General features: G+C 59.8%; 20 protein-coding genes. 10 read left to right on the top strand and 10 right to left on the bottom strand.

Annotation, left to right across the window (positions count from 1 at the left end; translation table 11 throughout):
- Positions 1-178: 178 nt before the first annotated feature.
- The 6 genes from ACO08A_RS28195 to ACO08A_RS28170 form a co-directional block, all read right to left on the bottom strand.
- Positions 179-1,135: a methyltetrahydrofolate cobalamin methyltransferase gene (locus ACO08A_RS28195; RefSeq protein ID WP_422039162.1), complete on the bottom strand. Its 957-nt coding sequence runs from the start codon at positions 1,133-1,135 to the stop codon at positions 179-181.
- Positions 1,136-2,026, bottom strand: coding sequence for a methylenetetrahydrofolate reductase (locus ACO08A_RS28190; RefSeq protein ID WP_422039160.1), 891 nt, complete (start codon positions 2,024-2,026; stop codon positions 1,136-1,138).
- Complete coding sequence (locus ACO08A_RS28185; protein WP_421982495.1) at positions 2,019-2,321, bottom strand: virulence factor; 303 nt, start codon at positions 2,319-2,321, stop codon at positions 2,019-2,021. Before ACO08A_RS28185 ends, ACO08A_RS28190 begins: the two co-directional genes overlap by 8 nt.
- 102 nt (positions 2,322-2,423) lie before the next feature.
- Complete coding sequence (locus ACO08A_RS28180) at positions 2,424-3,134, bottom strand: DUF1638 domain-containing protein (RefSeq protein WP_422039159.1); 711 nt, start codon at positions 3,132-3,134, stop codon at positions 2,424-2,426.
- Positions 3,097-3,801 carry a corrinoid protein gene (locus ACO08A_RS28175; RefSeq protein ID WP_421982497.1) on the bottom strand — a complete coding sequence of 235 codons (705 nt, stop codon included), beginning with the start codon at positions 3,799-3,801 and terminating at the stop codon, positions 3,097-3,099. The genes ACO08A_RS28180 and ACO08A_RS28175 overlap by 38 nt, the downstream gene beginning before the upstream one ends.
- 186 nt (positions 3,802-3,987) lie before the next feature.
- A complete protein-coding gene (locus ACO08A_RS28170; RefSeq protein WP_422039158.1) occupies positions 3,988-5,658 on the bottom strand; it encodes a formate--tetrahydrofolate ligase in 1,671 nt (556 codons plus the stop codon).
- A 211-nt stretch (positions 5,659-5,869) separates the two neighbouring features.
- Between ACO08A_RS28170 and ACO08A_RS28165 the strand changes: the two genes are divergently transcribed.
- From ACO08A_RS28165 to tdh, 3 genes are all read left to right on the top strand, one after another.
- Positions 5,870-6,460 carry a helix-turn-helix domain-containing protein gene (locus ACO08A_RS28165; protein WP_422039157.1) on the top strand — a complete coding sequence of 197 codons (591 nt, stop codon included), beginning with the start codon at positions 5,870-5,872 and terminating at the stop codon, positions 6,458-6,460.
- Between the two features lie 108 nt (positions 6,461-6,568).
- A complete protein-coding gene (locus tag ACO08A_RS28160) occupies positions 6,569-7,756 on the top strand; it encodes a glycine C-acetyltransferase (RefSeq protein ID WP_422039156.1) in 1,188 nt (395 codons plus the stop codon).
- Positions 7,753-8,793, top strand: coding sequence for an L-threonine 3-dehydrogenase (gene tdh / locus ACO08A_RS28155; RefSeq protein ID WP_421982501.1), 1,041 nt, complete (start codon positions 7,753-7,755; stop codon positions 8,791-8,793). The genes ACO08A_RS28160 and tdh overlap by 4 nt, the downstream gene beginning before the upstream one ends.
- Before the next feature lie 739 nt (positions 8,794-9,532).
- Here tdh and ACO08A_RS28150 read toward each other — a convergent pair.
- Together ACO08A_RS28150 and ACO08A_RS28145 are read right to left on the bottom strand one after the other, a co-directional pair.
- The gene (locus tag ACO08A_RS28150; RefSeq protein WP_422039155.1) at positions 9,533-9,736 is read right to left on the bottom strand and encodes a YgaP family membrane protein; all 204 of its coding nucleotides are present in this window, start codon (positions 9,734-9,736) and stop codon (positions 9,533-9,535) included.
- A 279-nt stretch (positions 9,737-10,015) separates the two neighbouring features.
- Positions 10,016-11,242: a winged helix-turn-helix domain-containing protein gene (locus ACO08A_RS28145; RefSeq protein ID WP_422039154.1), complete on the bottom strand. Its 1,227-nt coding sequence runs from the start codon at positions 11,240-11,242 to the stop codon at positions 10,016-10,018.
- 142 nt (positions 11,243-11,384) lie between these two features.
- Between ACO08A_RS28145 and ACO08A_RS28140 the strand changes: the two genes are divergently transcribed.
- Complete coding sequence (locus ACO08A_RS28140; RefSeq protein WP_422039153.1) at positions 11,385-12,155, top strand: sulfite exporter TauE/SafE family protein; 771 nt, start codon at positions 11,385-11,387, stop codon at positions 12,153-12,155.
- 52 nt (positions 12,156-12,207) lie between these two features.
- Here the strand turns inward: ACO08A_RS28140 and ACO08A_RS28135 are convergent, their stop codons facing one another.
- On the bottom strand, positions 12,208-13,176 hold the full coding sequence (locus tag ACO08A_RS28135) for a GlxA family transcriptional regulator (RefSeq protein WP_422041831.1): 969 nt from the start codon (positions 13,174-13,176) through the stop codon (positions 12,208-12,210).
- Between the two features lie 685 nt (positions 13,177-13,861).
- Here ACO08A_RS28135 and ACO08A_RS28130 point away from each other — a divergent pair.
- From ACO08A_RS28130 to ACO08A_RS28115, 4 genes are all read left to right on the top strand, one after another.
- Positions 13,862-14,674 carry a ferredoxin--NADP reductase gene (locus ACO08A_RS28130; RefSeq protein ID WP_422041830.1) on the top strand — a complete coding sequence of 271 codons (813 nt, stop codon included), beginning with the start codon at positions 13,862-13,864 and terminating at the stop codon, positions 14,672-14,674.
- A gap of 279 nt (positions 14,675-14,953) precedes the next feature.
- On the top strand, positions 14,954-15,904 hold the full coding sequence (locus ACO08A_RS28125; protein ID WP_422039151.1) for an N-acetylneuraminate synthase family protein: 951 nt from the start codon (positions 14,954-14,956) through the stop codon (positions 15,902-15,904).
- A gap of 2 nt (positions 15,905-15,906) precedes the next feature.
- Positions 15,907-16,410, top strand: coding sequence for a KdsC family phosphatase (locus ACO08A_RS28120; protein ID WP_422039150.1), 504 nt, complete (start codon positions 15,907-15,909; stop codon positions 16,408-16,410).
- Between the two features lie 23 nt (positions 16,411-16,433).
- Positions 16,434-17,153 carry a class I SAM-dependent methyltransferase gene (locus tag ACO08A_RS28115; protein WP_422041829.1) on the top strand — a complete coding sequence of 240 codons (720 nt, stop codon included), beginning with the start codon at positions 16,434-16,436 and terminating at the stop codon, positions 17,151-17,153.
- Between the two features lie 60 nt (positions 17,154-17,213).
- On the opposite strand, the gene ACO08A_RS28110 is transcribed toward ACO08A_RS28115, so the two are convergent.
- A complete protein-coding gene (locus tag ACO08A_RS28110) occupies positions 17,214-17,897 on the bottom strand; it encodes a TylF/MycF/NovP-related O-methyltransferase (protein ID WP_422039149.1) in 684 nt (227 codons plus the stop codon).
- 416 nt (positions 17,898-18,313) lie between these two features.
- Between ACO08A_RS28110 and ACO08A_RS28105 the strand changes: the two genes are divergently transcribed.
- Both ACO08A_RS28105 and ACO08A_RS28100 read left to right on the top strand, forming a co-directional pair.
- Positions 18,314-20,050 carry a B12-binding domain-containing radical SAM protein gene (locus tag ACO08A_RS28105; protein ID WP_422039148.1) on the top strand — a complete coding sequence of 579 codons (1,737 nt, stop codon included), beginning with the start codon at positions 18,314-18,316 and terminating at the stop codon, positions 20,048-20,050.
- Positions 20,050-20,757 (top strand): cytidylyltransferase domain-containing protein, encoded by a 708-nt coding sequence (locus ACO08A_RS28100; protein ID WP_422039147.1) that lies wholly within the window; start codon positions 20,050-20,052, stop codon positions 20,755-20,757. The genes ACO08A_RS28105 and ACO08A_RS28100 overlap by 1 nt, the downstream gene beginning before the upstream one ends.
- Positions 20,758-20,840 lie beyond the last annotated feature (83 nt).

The raw sequence follows: 20,840 nt of genomic DNA, 5'->3' as shown, positions 1-20,840 counted from the left end.
CCGTGTTCACTCTCCCAGCCTGTGCTTCAGCTCAGTCTCAGACCTTGCGCTCGGAACATTGCCTCTCCACGCACAAAACCCCTCCCGCTTTTAGGGAGGGGATTGGGGTGGGGCATCCGATCGGCGTTTTCCGGCGGCATCCGCTTGAGAGCAACAAGCGGATGCATCCATTCCCTCCCTATCCTGCGGACCTACGTGCCGCACGGCCGCCGCGGCGGCGTCCGCCGGAGCCGGCCGCCGCTTCCACGGGTGCGGCCGAGGTACCGGCTGCGGCCGGCTGGTGATCGCGGTAGGTCATGATCCATTCCTGGCAGTTCGGGTCCGTGCCGTTCAGCACGTTGGCAGCGCGTACGGCTTCCATTTCCTGCGGGCGGCACGGATTCATGATGGCAGAGGTCATGCCGGCGCCGATGACCATCGGAATGAAGCCGGCGTTGATGCCGTGCCGATGCGGAAGCCCGAACGAGACGTTGGAGAGGCCACAAGTGGTGTTGACTTTCAGCTCGTCGCGCAGACGGCGTACAAGCCTGAACACCTGCTGTCCGGCCGTGCCCATGGCCCCGATCGGCATGACCAGCGGGTCGACGACAATATCGTGCGCCGGAATGCCGAAATCCGCGGCGCGTTCGACGATTTTCTTGGCAACGGCAAAGCGGACATCCGGGTCTTCCGAAATGCCTGTCTCGTCGTTCGAGATGGCAACGACCGGCACGTCGTATTTCTTGATCAACGGCAGGATCGCTTCGAGTTTTTCTTCTTCGCCCGTGACCGAATTCACCAGCGGACGGCCCTTGGTCACTTCCAGACCGGCCCTGATTGCCTCCGTCACCGATGAGTCGATTGATAAGGGAATGTCCGTAAGCTCTTGAACGATCTGGAGAGTTTTGACCAGAAGCGGCGGCTCGGTCTCGTTCGGATTGACCGCCGTGACGCCGGCATTGACGTCAAGCATCGTTGCGCCCGCGGCCACCTGTGCCAGCGCATCCGACTTCACGGTTTCAAAATTGCCTTCGACCATCTCGGCCGCAAGCTTCTTGCGTCCGGTCGGGTTGATCCGTTCGCCGATGACACAGAACGGCTGATCGAAACCGATTACGATTTCCTTGGTGGCGGATGCGACGACTGTGCGTGTCATTTAGGCGCTCTCGTTGGCAGTCAGGGATGATGAGGGTTGAAAGGACCAGCTCCCGCGTCCATGCAGCCAGTCGGCGGTTTTCTGGATTCCGCCGAACGGATAGACGTGGATCTGTGCAAGCTGTGTGTCCGGCTGGCTTGTGACGCGCGCCTCGAGCGGTTCGACCATGGTTTCCGGATCGTATCCGGCCAGCATCGAGACAACGGCGCCGCCCCGCTTCTTCAGGAACTTCAGCGAATTCTCGACACCTGCAAAGGCGGCGTATTTCAGGAGCGTTGTCATCTTGGCGGGGCCGGCGACACCGATATGCACCGGAAAGGTGTTGCCCCAGTCGCGCAATTCGTCCAGCCAGAGGCTGACGCGATGGGGATCGAAGCCGAACTGGGTCACCAGGCGGAATTCGGCGTCGCTCTCGGCGGCCAGCGCGTGCTTGCGCATCAGGAAGGACTGGATCACGTCCGGTGCAATATCAGGCGCGCCTTCCGGATGGCCGGCAACGGCGATCTTGCGGATGCCGAGCTTGTCGAACAGGCCGGTTTCAAGCAGCGCGACCGACGAGGTCAGCGGCCCGGCGGTTTCGGCTTCGCCCGCGATCGCGAGAACTTCGGTTGCGCCGCCTTCCTGGGTCAGACGCGTGACCCGGCGCTCGAATGCCTCGCGCGAGGGATAACGGCGCGCGGCCATGTGCGGAACGGCGATCAGCTTGTTGTCGGTCAGGATGCGCACCGCGTCGATGATCGTGTCTTCTGCGGCATTGCCGAGATCCGTGACATAAACCTGCGTGCCGGCCGGAATGTTCGCCAGGAGTTCGGTCTTCTCGACCACCTGCTTCGGCGACATTTCGGTGGAGGCGGCAAAGCGCCCGGTGGCCAATAAGCGCTGTTCAGTCATGTTCCGTTCCTCCACTTGCGAGCAGGGTCTTCAGTCTGTCTTTGGGATAGGCGTCGAGCAACTCGCTCAGGGCCGTTTCCGCTTCGGTTTCAAGATCGTCAGAGACTTCGACAGGGTCGGTACGCCGCCACTCGGCCATGTAGGCCTCGCTGTCTTTCGCACCGATCCGCATGGCGCATGCATCGATCGCTTCCATGAAAACGGCGGGCAGCTCGCGGCGAGCGGACTTGCGGCCCTTTTTCACCAGGATCTGTGCCGGGATATCCCGCCAAAAAACGATAATCTTCTGCGCCATTTGCTCATCTTCCTCCGAGAGCATGTTTGCCGGAAGCAGTTCGATTGAGGTCGCCTGATAGCGGCATATGAGCGTGAAAATCCGACTTGTCCCGGCCGCGCGTCAACGCTCTGCCTCTGCACCCAGAAATCCGGACAGAAGACCGTAGCCGGTTCTCCGGATCTCGAAGGTCAGGTCCAGTCTCTCGGCAGCATCGCACGCCGCCTTCTCAAGGTCCGGATTGTCGGTCTGCGCCAGGTAGACCAGCCGCTTGTAATGGGCGAAATACATGTCTCTCAGGTGAGGGTGCCAGTCCAGACCCAGTGGTTCGATGACCATCGACTGGAAGTGGCGCGCGAGGAAGTCCGTGAGATAGAACGTGCCCAGTTCTTCTTCCGCGAGCCTGTCGAATTCCTCGAGGCCTGAAAAGAACGCGTAGCAGTGTGCGCCTTCGATCCGCCTCGCGCCGGTTTCCTCCAGCACCTTGTCGAGAAGGCCGCCGGTGCCGCAATCGCCATAGCCGATCAGGATTTCCGAATAGGCGTCCCGGTGCAGCAGGATCGTGCGCCGGACTTCGTCGGGGATCTTGTCGGGGGTGTTGTGAAGCTGCGCCGGCAGGCAGGTGAGATCGATGTGATCGAGCCCATTCAGATCGCGGACCGCGATGATCTCGCGCGCGAGTGCGCCGCAGGCAATGATGAGGACGCGTCCGATCTTGTCGTTCGCGTCCTCTTCGTTCTGGATCGGGAAAAGCGGCTCGCCCACATGCATGCCGGCAGCCCCTTCAAACACCGTCTCAGCCTTTTGCGGCGAGCTGGTTGTGGCGGCGGGCAATCAGGTCCTTCGCCATTTCGACCGCAACGGCCGCATCGCGGCAGTAACCGTCGGCTCCGACCGCTTCGCCGAATTCCTCGTTGAGCGGTGCGCCGCCGACAAGCACGATGTAATCGTCGCGAATGCCCTTGGCTTTCATTTCGTCGATCACGACCTTCATGTAGGGCATGGTGGTCGTCAGGAGGGCCGACATGCCGAGGATCTCGGGTTGGTGCTCTTCAAGCGCGGCGAGGTAGTTCTCGACCGGATTGTTGATGCCGATGTCGATCACTTCGAAGCCTGCGCCTTCCATCATCATGGAAACGAGGTTCTTGCCGATGTCGTGAATGTCGCCCTTGACGGTGCCGATGACCATCTTGCCGACCTTCGGCGCGCCGGTTTCCGCCAGCAGGGGACGCAGGATTCCCATTCCGGCCTTCATGGCGTTGGCGGACAGGAGAACTTCCGGCACGAACAGAATACCGTCGCGAAAGTCGATGCCGACAATGCGCATGCCCTCGACAAGCGCTTTCGTCAGGATGTCGTAGGGTGCCCATCCGCGCTCCAGGAGGATGTTGACGGCTTCCACGATCTCTTCCTGAAGACCGTCGTAAAGGTCGTCATGCATCTGTTCGACGAGTTCGTCGTCGGAAAGAGACGCGAGATCGATATCTTCTTCATCGGACATGGGCAGCTCCAACAGGGCGCAAGTGATTATAACTTAGTACAAAACCTTATGCCTGAAGGCTGTTTTGCCGATATCTTCAATGCGACACGGCAAGTCGCTTACGCGACAGTGCCGGTAAACCGGCGGTCACAAAGAAAAGGGCGGGTCGATTGACCCGCCCAAGTTAGCTGTTCTGGTCCGGACAGATCAGAACAGACCTTCGATCTGGCCGTTGTCGTCCAGACGGATGTGGTTGGCCGACGGGACGCGCGGCAGGCCGGGCATCGTCATGATCTCGCCGCAGATCGCGACGATGAAACCGGCGCCAGCCGACAGGCGGACTTCGCGGACCGGCAGGCTGTGCCCGGTCGGTGCGCCGCGCAGCTGCGGGTCGGTGGAGAAGGAGTACTGGGTCTTGGCCATGCAGACGGGCAGATCGCCGAAGCCGTCCGCTTCCCAGCGCTTGAGCTGGTCGCGCACGGACTTGTCGGCAAGCACCTCGTCGGCCCGGTAGATCCGCTTGGCGATCGTCTCGATCTTCTCGAACAGCGACAGGCTGTCTTCGTAGAGCGGCGCGAATTGCGCTGCACCGCTTTCGGCAAGTTCCGACACGCGCTGCGCCAGTTCTTCCGTACCGGCGGAGCCGTTGGCCCAGTGCGTTGCCAGGATCGCGTCGACGCCGAGGTCCGCGCAGTAGTCCTTGACTGCCTGGACTTCGGCTTCCGTGTCCGCTGTAAAATGGTTGATCGCCACAACGGCGGGCACGCCGAACTGCTTGACGTTCTCGATGTGCCGGCCGAGGTTGGCACAGCCCTTGACGACCGCGTCGACATTTTCGGCGCCGAGATCGTCCTTGGCGATGCCGCCGTTCATTTTCAGGGCCTTGATGGTTGCGACGATGACCACGGCGTCGGGCGAAAGACCCGCCTTGCGGCACTTGATGTCGAAGAACTTCTCAGCGCCGAGATCCGCACCGAAGCCGGCTTCGGTGACGACGTAGTCGGCAAGCTTGAGCGCCGTCTGAGTTGCGACAACCGAGTTGCAGCCATGTGCGATGTTGGCGAACGGGCCACCATGAATGAAGGCCGGGTTGTTTTCCAGCGTCTGCACAAGGTTCGGCTGCAGGGCTTCCTTCAGGAGAACGGTCATCGCGCCGTCCGCTTCCAGATCGCGGGCGTAGATCGGCGTGCGGTCGCGGCGATAGGCGACGATGATGTCGCCGAGGCGTTTCTGCAGATCCTCCAGGTCGGTGGCAAGGCAGAGGATCGCCATGATTTCCGAGGCAACCGTGATGTCGAAGCCGCCCTCGCGCGGGAAGCCGTTGGCGACACCGCCCAGAGAACAGACGATCGAGCGCAGAGCCCTGTCATTCATGTCGAGCACGCGGCGCCAGGTCACGCGGCGCTGGTCGATGCCGAGTTCGTTGCCCCAGTAGATGTGGTTCTCGATCAGGGCCGACAGCAGGTTGTGCGCAGACGTGATCGCGTGGAAGTCGCCGGTAAAGTGCAGGTTGATGTCTTCCATCGGCACGACCTGGGCATAGCCGCCGCCTGCCGCGCCGCCCTTCATGCCGAAACACGGGCCAAGCGACGGCTCGCGCAGGCAGATCATCGCATTCTTGCCGATCTTGTTGAGACCATCGCCCAGGCCGACGGTGGTCGTTGTCTTGCCTTCGCCGGCAGGCGTCGGGTTGATCGCGGTGACAAGGATCAGTTTGCCGTTCTCGCGCTCGCCGAGACCTTCGATATAGTCGGCCGAGACCTTGGCTTTGGTCCGGCCGTAGGGCAGGAGGGACTCATCTGGAATGTTCAGACGGTCGCCGATTTCCTGGATCGGCTTCATCTTGGCTGCACGGGCAATTTCGATATCGCTTGCCATTAGTTATCTCCGCGGCATGTCCTTGAAAACTGGATCTGGTCAGGCGGGATGCGCCGCTGACAGTGCCCGGAACGCTATGTGAGAGCGCAGTGCAGCATCTGTTCCGTTTGCGACAGGATGCACTTTGGAAACGACGATGGCTTGCGGACACACGGCAAGCGGCAGAAAAACACGCCACGCCGCAAACGCGCGTCGCAAAAGAGCAATTGCAATGGCGCGCGAAACTGACTTTATTTCCGCCATGACAGATTCTGATATTCTCTCCCGGCTTCCGGAGCGCCTGAAGCAGGCGCGCCGCGCACAGGGCCTCTCGCTGGAAGCGGTCGAAAAGATCTCCGGTGTTTCAAGGTCGATGGTCAGCCAGATCGAGCGCGGCGAGTCGAACCCGACGGTCGCGACGCTTCTCAATCTGACGCGGGCGCTGAACGTCGATTTCGCCGGATTGCTCGGAGAGGAGGTCGCCGAAGACAGGGTCGAGATCCTGCATGAACACCAGACGCCGGCACTGGACCGGGCCGGCGACGGTTGCAAGATCCGCATTCTCTCCGCTCCGCAGGATGCCGGCAAGCTCGAGGTCTACGAGCTTATCTTCAAGGAGGGTGGCAAGCTCGACAGCAAGCCGCATTCGCGCGGCACCCGCGAACAGCTGATTGCCCAGGAGGGACGGCTGGCGGTGACATCCGGGGTCGCCAGGGGCATGATCGGGACAGGCGACACGGCCCGCTACGCCGCCGACGTCCCGCATGCGATCGAGGCCATTGACGGCCCCGCACGCGCGATCCTGATGGTCGTGAAGTTTTAGGCTTCTTCTGTTTGCGGTCAAAAATCCGCTATATTAGATGTTGTCGCTTTCACTTCGCTCGAAATTCCGATATAGTGGATGAAGCGTCTATTTTATCGGAGCTTCGCCGTGAGCAACGCCTTCCTCTCCCACATCACCGGTATCCTGGAAGAAATCGAGGCCGAGGGCCTTTACAAGAAGGAGCGGGAGATTTCGTCGCCTCAGGGCGGCGTGATCGAGGTGAACGGGCGCGAGGTCATCAATCTGTGCGCCAACAACTATCTCGGTCTGGCCAATCATCCGGCGCTTGAAGAAGCCGCGCGCAGGGCGCTCGAGCCGAGAGGATACGGCATGGCCTCCGTCCGCTTCATCTGTGGCACGCAGGACATTCACCGCGAACTGGAACAGCGGCTGGCGCAATTCCTCGGCAAGGACGATTCCATCCTGTTCGCCGCCTGTTTCGACGCCAATGGCGGCCTGTTCGAACCGCTCCTTGGCCCGGAGGACGCGATCATATCGGACGCGCTCAATCACGCCTCCATCATTGACGGCATCCGGCTCTGCAAGGCGAAACGTTACCGGTATGCGAATTCCGATATGACGGATCTCGAGGACAAGTTGAAGGAGGCGCGTGCCGGAGGTGCCCGCCACGTCATGGTCGCCACCGACGGTGTCTTTTCCATGGACGGGTATCTCGCGAACCTTCCCGAGATCACGGCGCTTGCAAACCAGTATGACGCGGTGGTCATGGTGGATGACTGCCACGCCACCGGTTTCATGGGGCCGAAGGGAGAGGGAACGCCGGCCCATTTCGGCGTCGACGTGGATATTCTCACGGGAACGCTCGGCAAGGCGCTGGGCGGCGGCATCGGCGGCTATATCGCCGGACCCCAGCCCGTCATCGATCTGCTGCGCCAGCGCGCGCGGCCCTACCTCTTCTCCAACTCCCTGCCGCCGGCCGTTGTCATGAGCGGACTGGAAGCCATCCGGCTGGTGGAGGAGGGAGACGATCTCCGGCGCCACCTGTTCGACAACGCGGATTATTGGCGCTCCGGCCTTGAAGCGCTCGGTTTCGAGCTTCTTCCCGGTGAGCACCCGATCATCCCCGTCATGCTGGGCGACGCGAAACTGGCGCAGGCGATGGCCGCAAGGCTGTTCGAGGAGGGCGTTTACGTCGCCGGCTTCTTCTTCCCCGTCGTGCCGCGCGGTCAGGCGCGCATCCGCACCCAGATGAATGCCGCACTCACGCATGAACAGCTTGACCGGGCCCTGGCGGCCTTTGACAGGGCAGGCAGGGCAACCGGAGTCCTGTCATGAGCAGCAACCAGATGAAGGCGCTCTCGAAGCTGGAGCCGCGCGAAGGCCTTTGGATGACCCGCGCGCCGGTGCCGGAGATCGGTCCCGACGACGTCCTGATCAAGGTCCGCAAGACCGGCATTTGCGGCACGGACATCCACATCTGGAACTGGGACGACTGGGCGGCCCGGACCGTGCCTGTTCCCCTGATCACCGGTCATGAATTTGCCGGAGAGATCGTCGAACTCGGAAAGAATGTCACGGAGTTCGAAATCGGCCAGAGGTGTTCCGGTGAGGGGCATCTGATCGGAAAACAGTCCCGCCAGTCGCGGGCGGGCAAGTTTCATCTCGACCCGGAGACCCGCGGCATCGGCGTCAACGAGCAGGGCGCCTTCGCGGAATACCTGCGCTTGCCCGCGTTCAACGTGGTGCCGCTGCCGGATGAGATCGACGATGAAATTGGCGCGATTCTCGACCCGCTCGGCAACGCCGTCCACACCGCCCTGAGTTTCGACCTTGTCGGCGAGGATGTTCTGGTCACCGGCGCCGGACCCATCGGGATCATGGCCGCCGCCGTTGCACGCCATGTCGGCGCGCGCAATGTCGTCATCACCGACATCAACCAGGCGCGGCTCGATCTGGCGGCGAAGGTCACCGATGTCGTGCCTGTGAATGTCGCCGAACAGGACCTCAAGGGGATCGAACAGAAGCTGGGAATGCGGGAAGGCTTCGACGTCGGGCTGGAAATGTCCGGAAGCCAGGCGGCGCTGGACCAGATGGTGGAAAACCTCGTCATGGGCGGGCGCATCGCTCTGCTTGGCATTCCGCCCGGCAAATCGCCCGTCGACTGGTCCCGGATCGTTTTCAAGGCGATCACCATCAAGGGCGTCTATGGCCGGGAGATTTTCGAGACCTGGTACAAGATGATCGCCATGCTCCAGAACGGTCTGAACGTGCGCAACGTCATCACGCACCGTTTCGGCGTTGACGATTTTCAGGAGGGCTTTGCCGCCATGAAATCCGGAGAAGCCGGAAAGGTGGTCCTCAGCTGGACGTGAGGCGGGATAGGCGCCACGGCCTGGCCGCGTGGCAGAACCGACCTGCAAGCTGACCTCATCCTGAGGTGCGAAGCGCAGCGAGGCCTCGAAGGATGGGCCTCACGTCAAGGCCTATCCTTCAGGACGGACCCCGATGTCATAGGGAAAAGACCGCTTGTTTCCGGTTGTCATCCCGGTTTGCCGCATGAGCGGCAAGACCGGGATCCAGTAGCCCGCGTCGATGGCAATTGAGAATGACGGCCAGACAAGAGCTTACTGGTTCCCTGCTTTCGCAGCGATGACAAACACATTTGGATGGGAATCGTTCCCTGAGGCTTTGGGGTTCACTAGGGGTGACGACGGAGGATGTAACTTCCCTTGGGGTCATTCCGGGCTAGGGCAGCGCCAGCTGTGCGCCGCTCCGGAACTTGTGCCCGGCCTGATCGGCTAACCAGATGTAATTCGCGCCAGAGGCGCAACTGCTTACAGCCGTCTCGACGCTCGTGCTCGCTTCGCTCACGCTGATGTCTGGAGTCCAGATCGTCGTTCGGCGTCGCCTCACTTGTCTGGAATGACGGAGGGGACCGTCACACCCTCCTTCGCCGCCCCGGACAAGCAACCGCGCAGATCCGGGGCCGGGGAGCCGAAGCGTGTAGGTTCGTGACCCGACCCGACTTTGCCACCCAGTTCCCGTACCTCCACTCCGCTCTCTTCGGGAAGAAAAATCATGGCCGGGCACCGGTGAAGCCCGGCAGCCGGTTCAGGCGAAACCCGACTTCTGCGGCAGGCCGAGTTTTTTCAGGATCAAGACGACCGGGCACAAGCCGGTGAATGACGCCTGGACGAGATGAGCCCCGAGAATGCCGGTCAGCCAGAGCCAATTGAGATTGACGTAAACCGCGAGCAGTACGGAGGCGACAATCAGAGTACCGACCACAAGAAGAATTGCGCGTTCAACAGTCATTTCCAACTCCTTACATTCATAATTTCGTAAGTTTGAATATATAGCGTGTTTTCACGCCGCGAACCAGTTCGGAAATGCACGGCAGCGAATTGGTCGCAGCGGTTCCGGTGAAATCCGGATCGGTTTCAGCGTCCTTGGCCGTGATAAAACAAGAATAGCACTTATGTGGGATCGAATGAATTCACACGCGCGGCACGCAATCTGCCGGATCGTGAAGCGCAGCCTCAGTGCCGGTCATGACGTATACACGATGTGTGTAGTTGCTCGGTTTGCCACAACTCAGAGCGCCGGGTTTGAGTGTCTCAGCCAGTCCGGTTCGAATTCGATGTCCGAACATCCGCTGAACCGAGCCATTCTCTGAAGCTCTGCTTCCAGTTTGGCAAGGCGGCCCTTGCTTGCCCGCACACCCGGTTCGGGCCAGTAGGCGCGGATCTTGAGCCGCTCATTGTCCCGCTGTGCCTTCATGTCGATCCGGCCAATGAGCCGGTCGCCTTCCATGACGGGAAAAACGTAGTATCCGTATTGCCGTTTGGGTTCGGGCACGAAGATCTCGATCCGGTAGGAAAAGTCGAAAAGGCGCTCCGCACGTTTCCGGTCGCGCAGGGCCGGGTCGAAAGGCGACAGGATGCGCACCCGCGACGGCGGTCCCGGGACGTCATCCAGGCCTGCAAGCGTTTCCGGGTAGAGAAAAACACGCCGGAAATCGCCGCGTGCGCACTCGATTTCGGCTTCGACAATGGTTCCGTCCGCGAGCGCGGTCCGGCACCAGGTTTTCGCTTCCTGCGGAGATATCAGATCCCAAAACGCCGCAATCTCCCCGGACGTTGCAAATCCGAGCCTCGAAAGCGCCGATCTCGCCGCCCAGTCAATGGTTTCCCGGATTTCGTGGCGCGTGGTTCTGTGCGCGTCCGGGATCACACGCTCCGTCAGATCGTAGACTTTCTGAAATCCCGTGCGCCGGCAGACGGACAGGTCGCCGGTGCGCCACAGGAACTCCAGCGCGGTCTTGGACGGATGCCATTCCCACCAGCCGCCCGAACTGCGGTTTTCGTCCTCGCCGACGCTCGCGGACGTGACGGGGCCGTGGTCGCTGACACGTTTCAGCACGTCGTCGAGTTTCTGCTCGAATTCGTTCTGGTGCCAGTTGCGCCACCGTTTGATCAGCCGTTCGCGGTCCCGGGCGAACCGCAGTTTCCAGTGCGAAAAGAACTTTGTCGGAATGATCGATGCGTCGTGGGTCCAGTGCTCGAACACGAGGCGATCCCGTTCCAGGTGCAGCTTCAGGTTCTTTTCCTTGTAGGCGGGCCGGCGTGCGGCAAGAATCATGTGGTGCGCGCGCGCGACCGTGTTGATGCTGTCCACCTGGACGAAACCGAGCTGGTCGAAGACCGCACACAGGTCCTCACCCTTGCCGCTTCCCTTGGGAGGCGCGCAAAGTCCGTGCTTGTGCAGGAACAGGTGCCGGGCTTTCGCGTTGGGAATTCTGGAGAGGGACGGGGTGTTCATGGCCGGCACGGTAACACCATTGCGTTGGTTGCGAAATCCGCTTTGCGATCGTTTGTGACGGTGTCGCGGACATCGACATTGCGGCCCAAACCATCACGAACTAAAAGTCGGCACAGTGTTGGCCATGGGAACGGGACGCGGCGTGAGTGAACTTTTTGGATTGAGCCCGAACCTTGCCGTCATCGCGGTACTGGTGTTCGTCATTGCCGGGTTTGTGAAGGGTCTCGTGGGCTTCGGCCTTCCTGCGATCGGCCTCGGGCTGATGACCGTCTTTGTCGGGATCGAGAAGGCGATGCTGCTGATCCTCTGGCCGGCCTTTCTGACCAATGTCTGGCAGGCCTTTTCCGGCGGTCACCTGAAGGTGCTGCTCGCGCGGCTGTGGCCGTTCCTGGTGACGGCGGTTCTGACCCTGGGCGCCGGGACATTCATTCTGACACAGGTGCCTGAAGGCGCTGCGGACCTGGTTTTGGGTATGCTGATGGTGGCCTATGCGCTGCCGATGCTGGCCGGAGTTTCGTTTCTGCTTGAGGAGCGGCAGGTTGTACCGGTCGGGATCGCCGCCGGGCTCCTCAACGGCGTCTTCTCCGGATTGACAGGCGCCTTTGTCGTGCCGGGGATCATGTATCTGCAGGCACTGGGACTGTCGCGCGATGCGCTGATACAGGCTTTGGGGCTGCTGTTTCTCTCCTCAACCGTTGCGCTCGGCCTGTCTCTCGGCGGGTTTGGTCTAGTCGGCGGCCGTGAAATGCTCGCCTCTGCCGCTCTTGTCCTTCCTGCCCTGACGGGGGTCTGGGCCGGACAGCGCTTCCGGAGCCGTTTTTCCGATGCGGCCTTTCGCAAGCTGATCCAGCGCGCGATCCTGGCACTCGGCCTGTACCTCGTCCCGCTCGGCATCTGGCGGCTTGTCCAATGAAAAACGCCGCCTTGGCGGCGGCGTTCAGAAAATCTCGTCGTTCTGCAACGTGCTATTTCGCAACCAGCCGCATGGGAGCCGCGGTCCCGACGCCGGACGTGGTCTTGGTGTTGGCCCACTGGTAGGACTGCCGTTCCTCGGTCGGTGTGCACAGGAACCGCTCGCGGTAGCACTTGGTGAAGTGCGACGTGGAAGCGAAGCCGCACGCGAGCGCGACATCCAGAACCGGCCGGCTGGTGCGCCGGAGCAGATCGCGTGCCGTTTCCAGGCGCAGGCGCAGATAATACTGGCCGGGCGTGCAGTTGAAATGCCGGCGGAACAGGCGTTCCAGCTGGCGCGGGGACAGGCTGACCGTCATCGCAAGCTGCTGGCAGCTGAGCGGGTCCTCGATATGCAGATCCATGATCCGGATCGCATCCAGGATCTTGGCGTTCGAGATACCGGTCCGCGCCTCGATGTCATGCCGCTGAGCGGATTCGCCGGAGCGCATGTTCTGGTAGAGGGCGACCTCGGCGATCTCGTGGGCGAGATACGCGCCATGCTGAATCGCGATCAGCCGCAGCATCATGTCGAGCGACGCCATTCCGCCGGCGCAGGTGATGCAGTTCCGGTCGATGGCGAAAATATCTGACGTCACCTCGACGTCCGGAAACTCTTCTCTCAAAGACCGCAGATTTTCCCAGTGGATCGTGCAGCGTCGGCCGTCGAGAAGATTGTAGCGGGCGAGAAGATAGGCACCGGTGCAGATCGCCCCGAATGTGCGTCCCATCGCATTCAGGCGCCTCAGCTTGTTTCCGAGGTCGGCATCCAGTGGAAGACGTTCGACATCGATGCCTGTGCACAACAGTGTAATATCGGCGTCAACAAGTTCACGAATAGATTTATTTGCCATGACTTCGCAGCCATTGCTGGCCACGACTGAATTTCCATCCAGTGAATAAGTAGTCCACTCGTAATACTCGCGGCCAAGTAGCCGGTTTGCTAATCTGAGCGGCTCAATGACGCTGGCGAATGCATTCATTGAGAACCTGTCCATGAGCACAAATGCTATGGACTGGCCTGTTTCTTCGTGCGTGCGTCCGGACATTTACTTTCCCTCGTTGGAAGGTATTATTATGCTTTGTTTTATTTGATCAGTAATTTTTGCTTTTTTTATTTGTCTGTCAAATAAAAAAAATCGATCCCAAGCAACTTTGCGGCAACGTCATGTGATTGTCGCGAGTGCTGCTTCTATCGTCCGTTGCAGATCAGCCAAGTAAGGACGTGAGATTTACATGGTCGGGACGTGATGTCGGCGCGCTGTCGGGGCGCGTGTGACAAAATCGGTGTGCGCGCCGCAAGACGTCCGGACCGGACCTTTCCTGCAAGATCTTTTGGGAGGGTGGAGGCAACTGTGACTAAGCGGGAAGCGCAGATCAAATCCTGCTGGGTGCGCGGATGAATTCAGGGACTGATCTGTCCTGGGGCCGCTGTCAGTGAAGACATTTTACTCAGATCCCCGGGTGAGCTATTTTCGCGTCGAACAGGCGCTTGAGGTCGCCGCTGCGAAACACGATTTCACCAAAACACTAGGTTCAGGGATCATTTTGGAATGATTTTTTTGCGAAGCGGACAATTCGTGGATTTAAGTTGCTTCAAGTCAATGCACACGTGGTCTACATGGAGCAGAACCCCTGATGCGTGAAGACCTACGGATTGCGAAACACATGAACGTACTTGCCAAACCATCGGATCTTGAATCCGCCGTTCCCGCGAACGTTTTCGTGGAAGAAGTGAAAACCGTTCAGCACTACACAGACCGCCTGTTCCGGTTCCGCATGACGCGACCGGCAAGCTTCCGGTTCCGCTCCGGCGAGTTTGTAATGATCGGGCTCATGATCGACGGCAAACCGCTTTACAGGGCCTATTCGATCGCCAGCCCCGCATGGGATGAGGAACTCGAGTTCTTCTCCATCAAGGTGCCGGACGGCCCGCTGACCTCTCATCTTCAGAAGATTCAGCCGGGCGACGCCATCCTGATGAAGAAGAAGCCCACGGGAACGCTCGTGAACGACGCGCTCATTCCCGGCAAACGCGTCTACATGTTCTCCACGGGGACCGGCATCGCACCGTTCGCGAGCCTGATCCGCGATCCCGACACCTACGAAAAGTTCGATCAGGTCATCCTGACGCACACATGCCGCGAGGTCGCTGAACTCAAATATGGCGAAGACCTCGTCCAGGAGACGATCAACGACCCGCTGATCGGCGAGTTCGCCAAGGACAAGCTCGTCCACTACACCTCCGTCACGCGCGAGGACTTTCCGCGCCAGGGCCGGATTACCGATCTGATCGAGAGCGGAAAGCTCTTCACCGATCTCGGCGTCCCGCCTCTGGACCCGGCCGTGGACCGCGGCATGATCTGCGGCTCGATGGACATGATCAAGGACACCAAGGCCCTGCTCGAAAAAGCCGGTCTGACGGAAGGTGCCAACAACAAGCCAGCGGAGTTTGTGGTCGAACGCGCATTCGTCGGCTAAAACGGCTCGGCGATCCGGGCAACCGGGCCGCCAGCCGGAAGGAAGCCCCGCGCGCCATCAAACCGCGCAAAAGGTAGACCAGCACCGGTCCAGACCCATGATCGGGCCGGTGGGTGCATCACGGCTGTCTGTCCGGAGGGAGACGCAAGTCTGTTCGGACTGGCCCGAAATATCGTGGGAAAAGTACTTTTATGTATTTGTATCCGGGAGCGTTTTACTGGACTGTTGTCGCCAGAGTGTCAGTGACGTTTAGACCAGTGTTGGAAGCAAGCCCGGCTCATGAAACTTGATAGCGAAATCCAGGTTATCGCGGAAATCGGGTGTAATCATCTTGGCGACATGGACATTGCCTGCCGGATGATTGAGACGGCAGCCGGGTATTGCGGCGCCCAGGTTGCGAAGTTTCAAAAGCGGCACAACAGAAGTCTGCTTCCACCCGATGTCTACAATCGGCCGCACCCCGTTCCAGCGAATTCCTATGGGCGCACCTATGGTGAGCACAGGGAGTTTCTCGAGTTTTCCATCGGGCAGCATCGCGAATTGCAGCAGGAGTGCCGCAGGCGGGGCATCGAGTATTCCACGTCCGTGTGGGATTTGACATCCGCTCAGGAGATAGCGGCGCTCAAGCCGTCGATGATCAAGGTGCCGTCGGCGACGAACCTCAATTACGATGTCCAGGAATATCTGTGCCGGAATTTTGAGGGCATGATCCACGTTTCGACCGGGATGACCACCGGGCGAGAACTGTCTTCGACCATCGAATTCTATGAAAAGATGGGCCGTGCGCGCGATCTTGTCATCTACGCATGCACGTCGGGTTACCCTGTTCCTTTCGAGGAAGTCTGCCTGCTCGAGATCAATCGTCTGCAGGACCTTTATGGTGAGAGAATAGCAGCGGTCGGGTTCTCCGGTCACCACATCGGCACGGCCGTGGACATGGCGGCGGTCGCCGTGGGCATGAGCGGTGAATCGCGTTTCAGGCGGGGTCCGTTCAGATATATCGAACGGCACTTCACGCTCGACTGCAACTGGAAGGGCACCGACCACGCGGCCAGTCTGGAACCCGACGGCCTTCGACAGCTCTGCGAGGGTGTCCGGGAGGTGTCGGCGGCGTTGAATTACAAGGAAAAGGAAATTCTCGACGTCGAAGTGGCCCAGCGTCACAAGCTCAAGTGGCGCGAAACAAGCGCAATCGAGACCGACGGGCTGCTCTTGAACAAGGTTTCCTAGGGGTGCGGGGCGCAGCTGCGCGCGCGCCAATCAAGGCGCTCGTTACGGACTTCGATGGAGTTCACACCGACAATTCGGTGTTCCTAGACACGGACGGACGGGAGTTCGTCCGCTGCAGCCGCGCCGATGGCATGGGAATCGAAATGCTGCGCAGGCGCGGGCTCAAACTCCTCATTCTGTCGAGAGAAAGTGACGGTGTGGTCGCGGCGCGTGCGCGCAAGCTGCATATGGAGTGCGCACATGACGTAAAGGACAAGCTGCCTTATCTGGATGCCTGGCGACAGCGCAACGGCTTGTCTTGGAAGGAGCTTGCCTATATCGGCGACGACATCAACGATCTCGAGTGCCTTGAAGCCTGCGGTCTTTCGGTCGCGCCGGGCAACGCCCGGGCCGAGGTCAAGGAAGTCTGCCAGATCGTGTTGAAATGTTCCGGTGGGGACGGTGCCCTGCGCGAATTGTGCGATCACCTGATCGACGGCGCACTTGTGCCGGAAGTTCCGGTGTGAGGAGAGTGAAGGTTTCCGTGTCCATGAGTTCAGACGAGCATGTGCTCTTTCTAGGTGGAAGCGACAAGGAGCGCCTCTACCTCAAGGACGATGAGTTCGTAAGCGAAAGCGGGGTGAGGGTCGTTGTCAGGGCGACCGACATTCCCGGCGTCGACATGCGCGATACGGTGGCGCGCCATAAGGCGCGCTACTTCCAACTCGGACTGTTCTGCCGTCCGGACCTGCGCGTACTCGACTTTCCATGCGGCAGCGGCTATGCGGCGGAAGTTCTTGGCCCGCTGCACGTCTCCTATACAGGTCTGGATTTCGACAGAACCACGGTCGAATATGCAAAGCGCACCTATGGCCGCTATCGGGCCGGCTATGATGTCGGCGACCTGCGGAACCCGGAGCTGGCACGCGAAAGCTACGATGTTGTCGGCTGCATCGAGGGACTGGAACATATCGAGCTGGACCGGCAGGACGGCCTGATTTCTGCGCTTCGTGACGCCCTGGTTCCCGGCGGAGTCCTGGTGGTAAGCAGCCCGGAGGCACGCAGCGGCGTGTCTGGCCCAAGCGCCGACAATCCATATCATCTCGGCGAACTGACGCGCTCAGATTTCCTCTCCCTGCTGTCCCGCCACTTCAAGCCCTCGGAGATCGAGGTGGTCACCCAGGAAGCAACGCTGACAACCGGTTACAGGAACACTTGTCTCTACGGCATTTGCCACAAACCGGAACAGGGCAGCCACGCGGCCGCCTAGTTGTTCCGGTTAGTCCTGAACGCCGGGAGGTAGACGAGACGAACAGCTTGTTCTTTGTCGTCAGGTCTTTCTCGCAAATGCGGGTTGTTTGTAGAAGGACAGCTTTTCAAGCGCCAGACCGTGCTTTTCGATAAAACTGTCTGCCGCAATGCTGGCGCCAACGGTGGCCTGATAGTCGTCGAAAACGATAAGGCCGTTCCTTACGACGCGGCTGAAAAGCAGATCAAGCGCAAATTCCGTGGGTTCCAGAACATCCAAGTCGAGATGCAGCAAGGAGATCCGGAGGGCCGGATTTGCCTTGAGATAATCCGGCAGGGTCTCAAGGACATTGCCTTCGACCAGTTCGATATTCGCAAAACCCTTCGCTTGCAGAAGCCCGTCAAGTTCGGTTTTGGACAGGCCATCTCCCGCCTGTGTTTCATAGGTTTCGATGAATTCGACATCTTCGGGTCGCGAAAGTCCGGCGCGCGGGAACTTCCCGAAGGCATCGAATCCGATGACGCGCCGGGACGACATGTCCTCGAGCGCTGCGCGAAACGTGGCAAATCGGATAAGCGACAGACCCTTGAACACACCCAGTTCGACAACGTCGCCGGGGAGGCCCGTGATCATCTTGTAGAGTTCGTAATGGGCCAGTGTCTTGTTAAGGCGCGTCGGGTCGGAAAACCAGTGGTAGCCGTTCTCGAAGTCCCAGACATCCTCAGCCGAGATACCTTGAACGATTTGCGCGCTCGCGAACGTCATGCGCGTTCCCTCTCCAGATGAGATGCCCAACCGGTGCTGCATACCGGCACTTGCTTAAAGTACTCAATCGAACCGCGAACCTACAAGTCTAAGGCGCTTGGTTTTCCAACAGGTTTTGCATTCTTCGCTATCTTGTCGATCAGGTTGAACAATCGGTTTTCTTGTTTGGAAATCATTTCAACAGTTAAACTTGGTTTGTCATGGCCGTTTCTCTTGTAGTCTCAAGACCCGCATGTGATCCTTCAAGTGATGGGGAATCAATCGGCGGCTATCCTGTTGGTATTTGTACAGCGTAAATCCGGAACTCGGCGAAGTCTTGGGAGTGTCACCATTCGTGCCGTGGAAGCGACCGGGAGAGGGGCGGGCACCCGGGCAATGCGGCCAGCTGATATCAATTGAACCGGACGGCTTGAAGCATGAACCTAGTTGCCACGAACAGTTTCCTGAACAGTCTGCAGCCCAATGCGCTCGCGGGCGTAAAGGCGACACTCATCAACATGCCGATCCGGGAACAGGCCAAACCCAACAACCCCCCGGTCGGTCCCGCATTGCTTGCCGCCAGATTGCGGGAATTCGGCGCTGAGCCGACAATCATTGATCTGAACATCTATCGCATCAAGGACGAGGACGCCGCGCGGCGGGGCTTGGAGACCGGCCGTTCCCTGACGTTTGCCGAAGCTCGCGGCTTGATCGGCCGGACACTGGAAAAAGCCGGCGGGCAGCACCTGATCGGACTTTCCGGATTGATCACGACACTTCGCTGGCAGACGGAAGTCGCAAAGATTGTACGCGACCTGGATCCGGACGCGATGCTTGTCAGTGGTGGCGGTTTGGCGACGCAGTTTCGCGCCGACCTCTTGAACTGGATCCCTGAACTGGATGCCGTGGCGCACAGCGAAGGCGATGACATCGTCGTGAAAATCGCCCTGGATGCCAAAGCCATGAGGGACAAGGGCTTCGAACGGGCGCTGAACGCGGGGCTGCTGTCGCCGTTTTACCGCGAAACGAAAGACGGGCGGCCGCGTTTCGTCTATCACGGCGGCAGGCCAGCGAACCTCGACAGCCTGCCGCTGCCGGCCTACGACCTGATGCAGGAAGATGTCGACGGCTTCAAGGTGCTCGAGGAATACCTCAATGTTCCCGTGTGGGGCGGCAGCGCCAAGAACAGCTCCGCAACCAGTTTTGAAATCAAGCGCAGCATCTCCACGGTATCGAGCCGCGGCTGTCCGTTCGAGTGCAAATTCTGCTTCCGCGGCGCACAGGGGGAACGGAACTACGGTGTGCGCAGCGCTGAAAACCTCGCGACCGAGTTCATCGAATATCAAAACCGCTATGGCGTCGATTTCATCGGCCTGATGGACGACAACTTCATGGTGAGCCCGAAGCGTATCTCTGCCCTTGCCGACATTCTTGAGCCCTATGCGGCAAGCGGACAGTTGCGCTGGGGCGCGCATGGCAGGCTGGATGAAGCGGCCGATCTGCGCCCTGACCGCAAGGGCGGCTATCGCAGCGCGGATGTTCTTCGTGTCAGGGAGATGCGCCGTGCCGGCTGCATTTACATCGGGTTCGGCGCCGAGTCGGCATCGCCTCAGGTTCTGGAAGACATGGGCAAGGGCGGTTTCATGCTGTCCAGCGGCACGGAAGTCTACAATGGCTTCGAGTTTCCAAGGGCCATGACACAGGGAATTCGCAATACGCTGGAAGCCGGCATCCACGGCAACTGCACCTGGATCATGGGCTATCCGGGTGAAACGCTTGAGCAGTTGCAAACCAGTCTGGGTTTCATCAAGTGGCAGCAGGACCTTGTCACCGAAGGTCTGGTGGCCGGTACGCCCGATCACGACGATGCAATGGCTTCGATCAACACGTCCATTTTTACCGCGACCGCTTATCCGGGAACCGAGATGTTCCGGCATCCGCGTGTCCGCGCAACGCTCGGTGACGTTTTCAATCTCAAGTTTGATCGCAAATCAGGGCAGCCCGTCGGCGACGAAAACTTTCGGCAATACGTCCTGGAACTGAACGACGCCACGAAAATGATCACGAACGAAAGCGGCAGGCCCTTGAACTTCAGCAGCCTGTCCGACGATGAATTTGTCCATGTGCGCGAGAAACTCGACGCACAGGACCATGACGCCGTTTTGGGAATGTAATGACCAGCAAGTTCATTGCGATGGTGCCCGCACGCGCTGGCAGCCAGGGCCTTCCAGACAAGAACGTCCGCCCCCTTGCAGGCAAGCCGCTGATGGCACACAGCATTCGCCCGGCGCTTGAATGCAGCATGATCAGTGAAACATTCATCAACAGTGACAGCGACAGCTATCTTGAGATTGGCAGGGCCGCCGGCGCAGTCGCGCATCGACGCCCGGATCATCTGGGACAATCCGATACAACGATGCAGGCCGTCGTCGCAGAATTCATCGAAGCGCGCCGGAGCCAGGGCGATGAATTCGATGCCGTGGTGGTGCTCTATCCGACCTATCCGTTCCGGACGCCGGAGCTCCTGGAAGATCTGCTGCGCCACTACCTGGAGAACCCTGGATGCCACAGTGTCATCGGGCTGAAACAGCCGGACACCCATCCATTCCTGTGTGCCAAGCGGGAAACGGACGGGTCTATCAGGACGTTCGTGGAATATGACGGCAACAAGTACTACCGGCGCCAGGACTATCCGGAGTGTTTTGAACTCACGTCCTGGGCCATGGTGATTTCAGCCGATCACGTCGATGCGCTGAATGCGCACATGATGTCACCGGAAACAGTGGGATATGTCGTCCCCGATACGGTGCGCATTGTGGACATCGATACGGATATCGATTTCTATTTCGCCGAGTTCCTGATGGAAAAGAACTACCTTTGAACCGTTTGGCGCATTGAGAGGCCGTTGATCAGGCGCTCCTGCCGCGGCCTTGCCAGGAGTTCGGAACTTGAAACCTCGCGCTG

Origin of the sequence: Roseibium sp., assembly GCF_965232425.1 — a bacterium.
Classification (GTDB): domain Bacteria; phylum Pseudomonadota; class Alphaproteobacteria; order Rhizobiales; family Stappiaceae; genus Roseibium.
The sequence above is the reverse complement of the archived record's forward strand: the minus strand, read 5'-3'. Positions and strand labels throughout refer to the sequence as shown.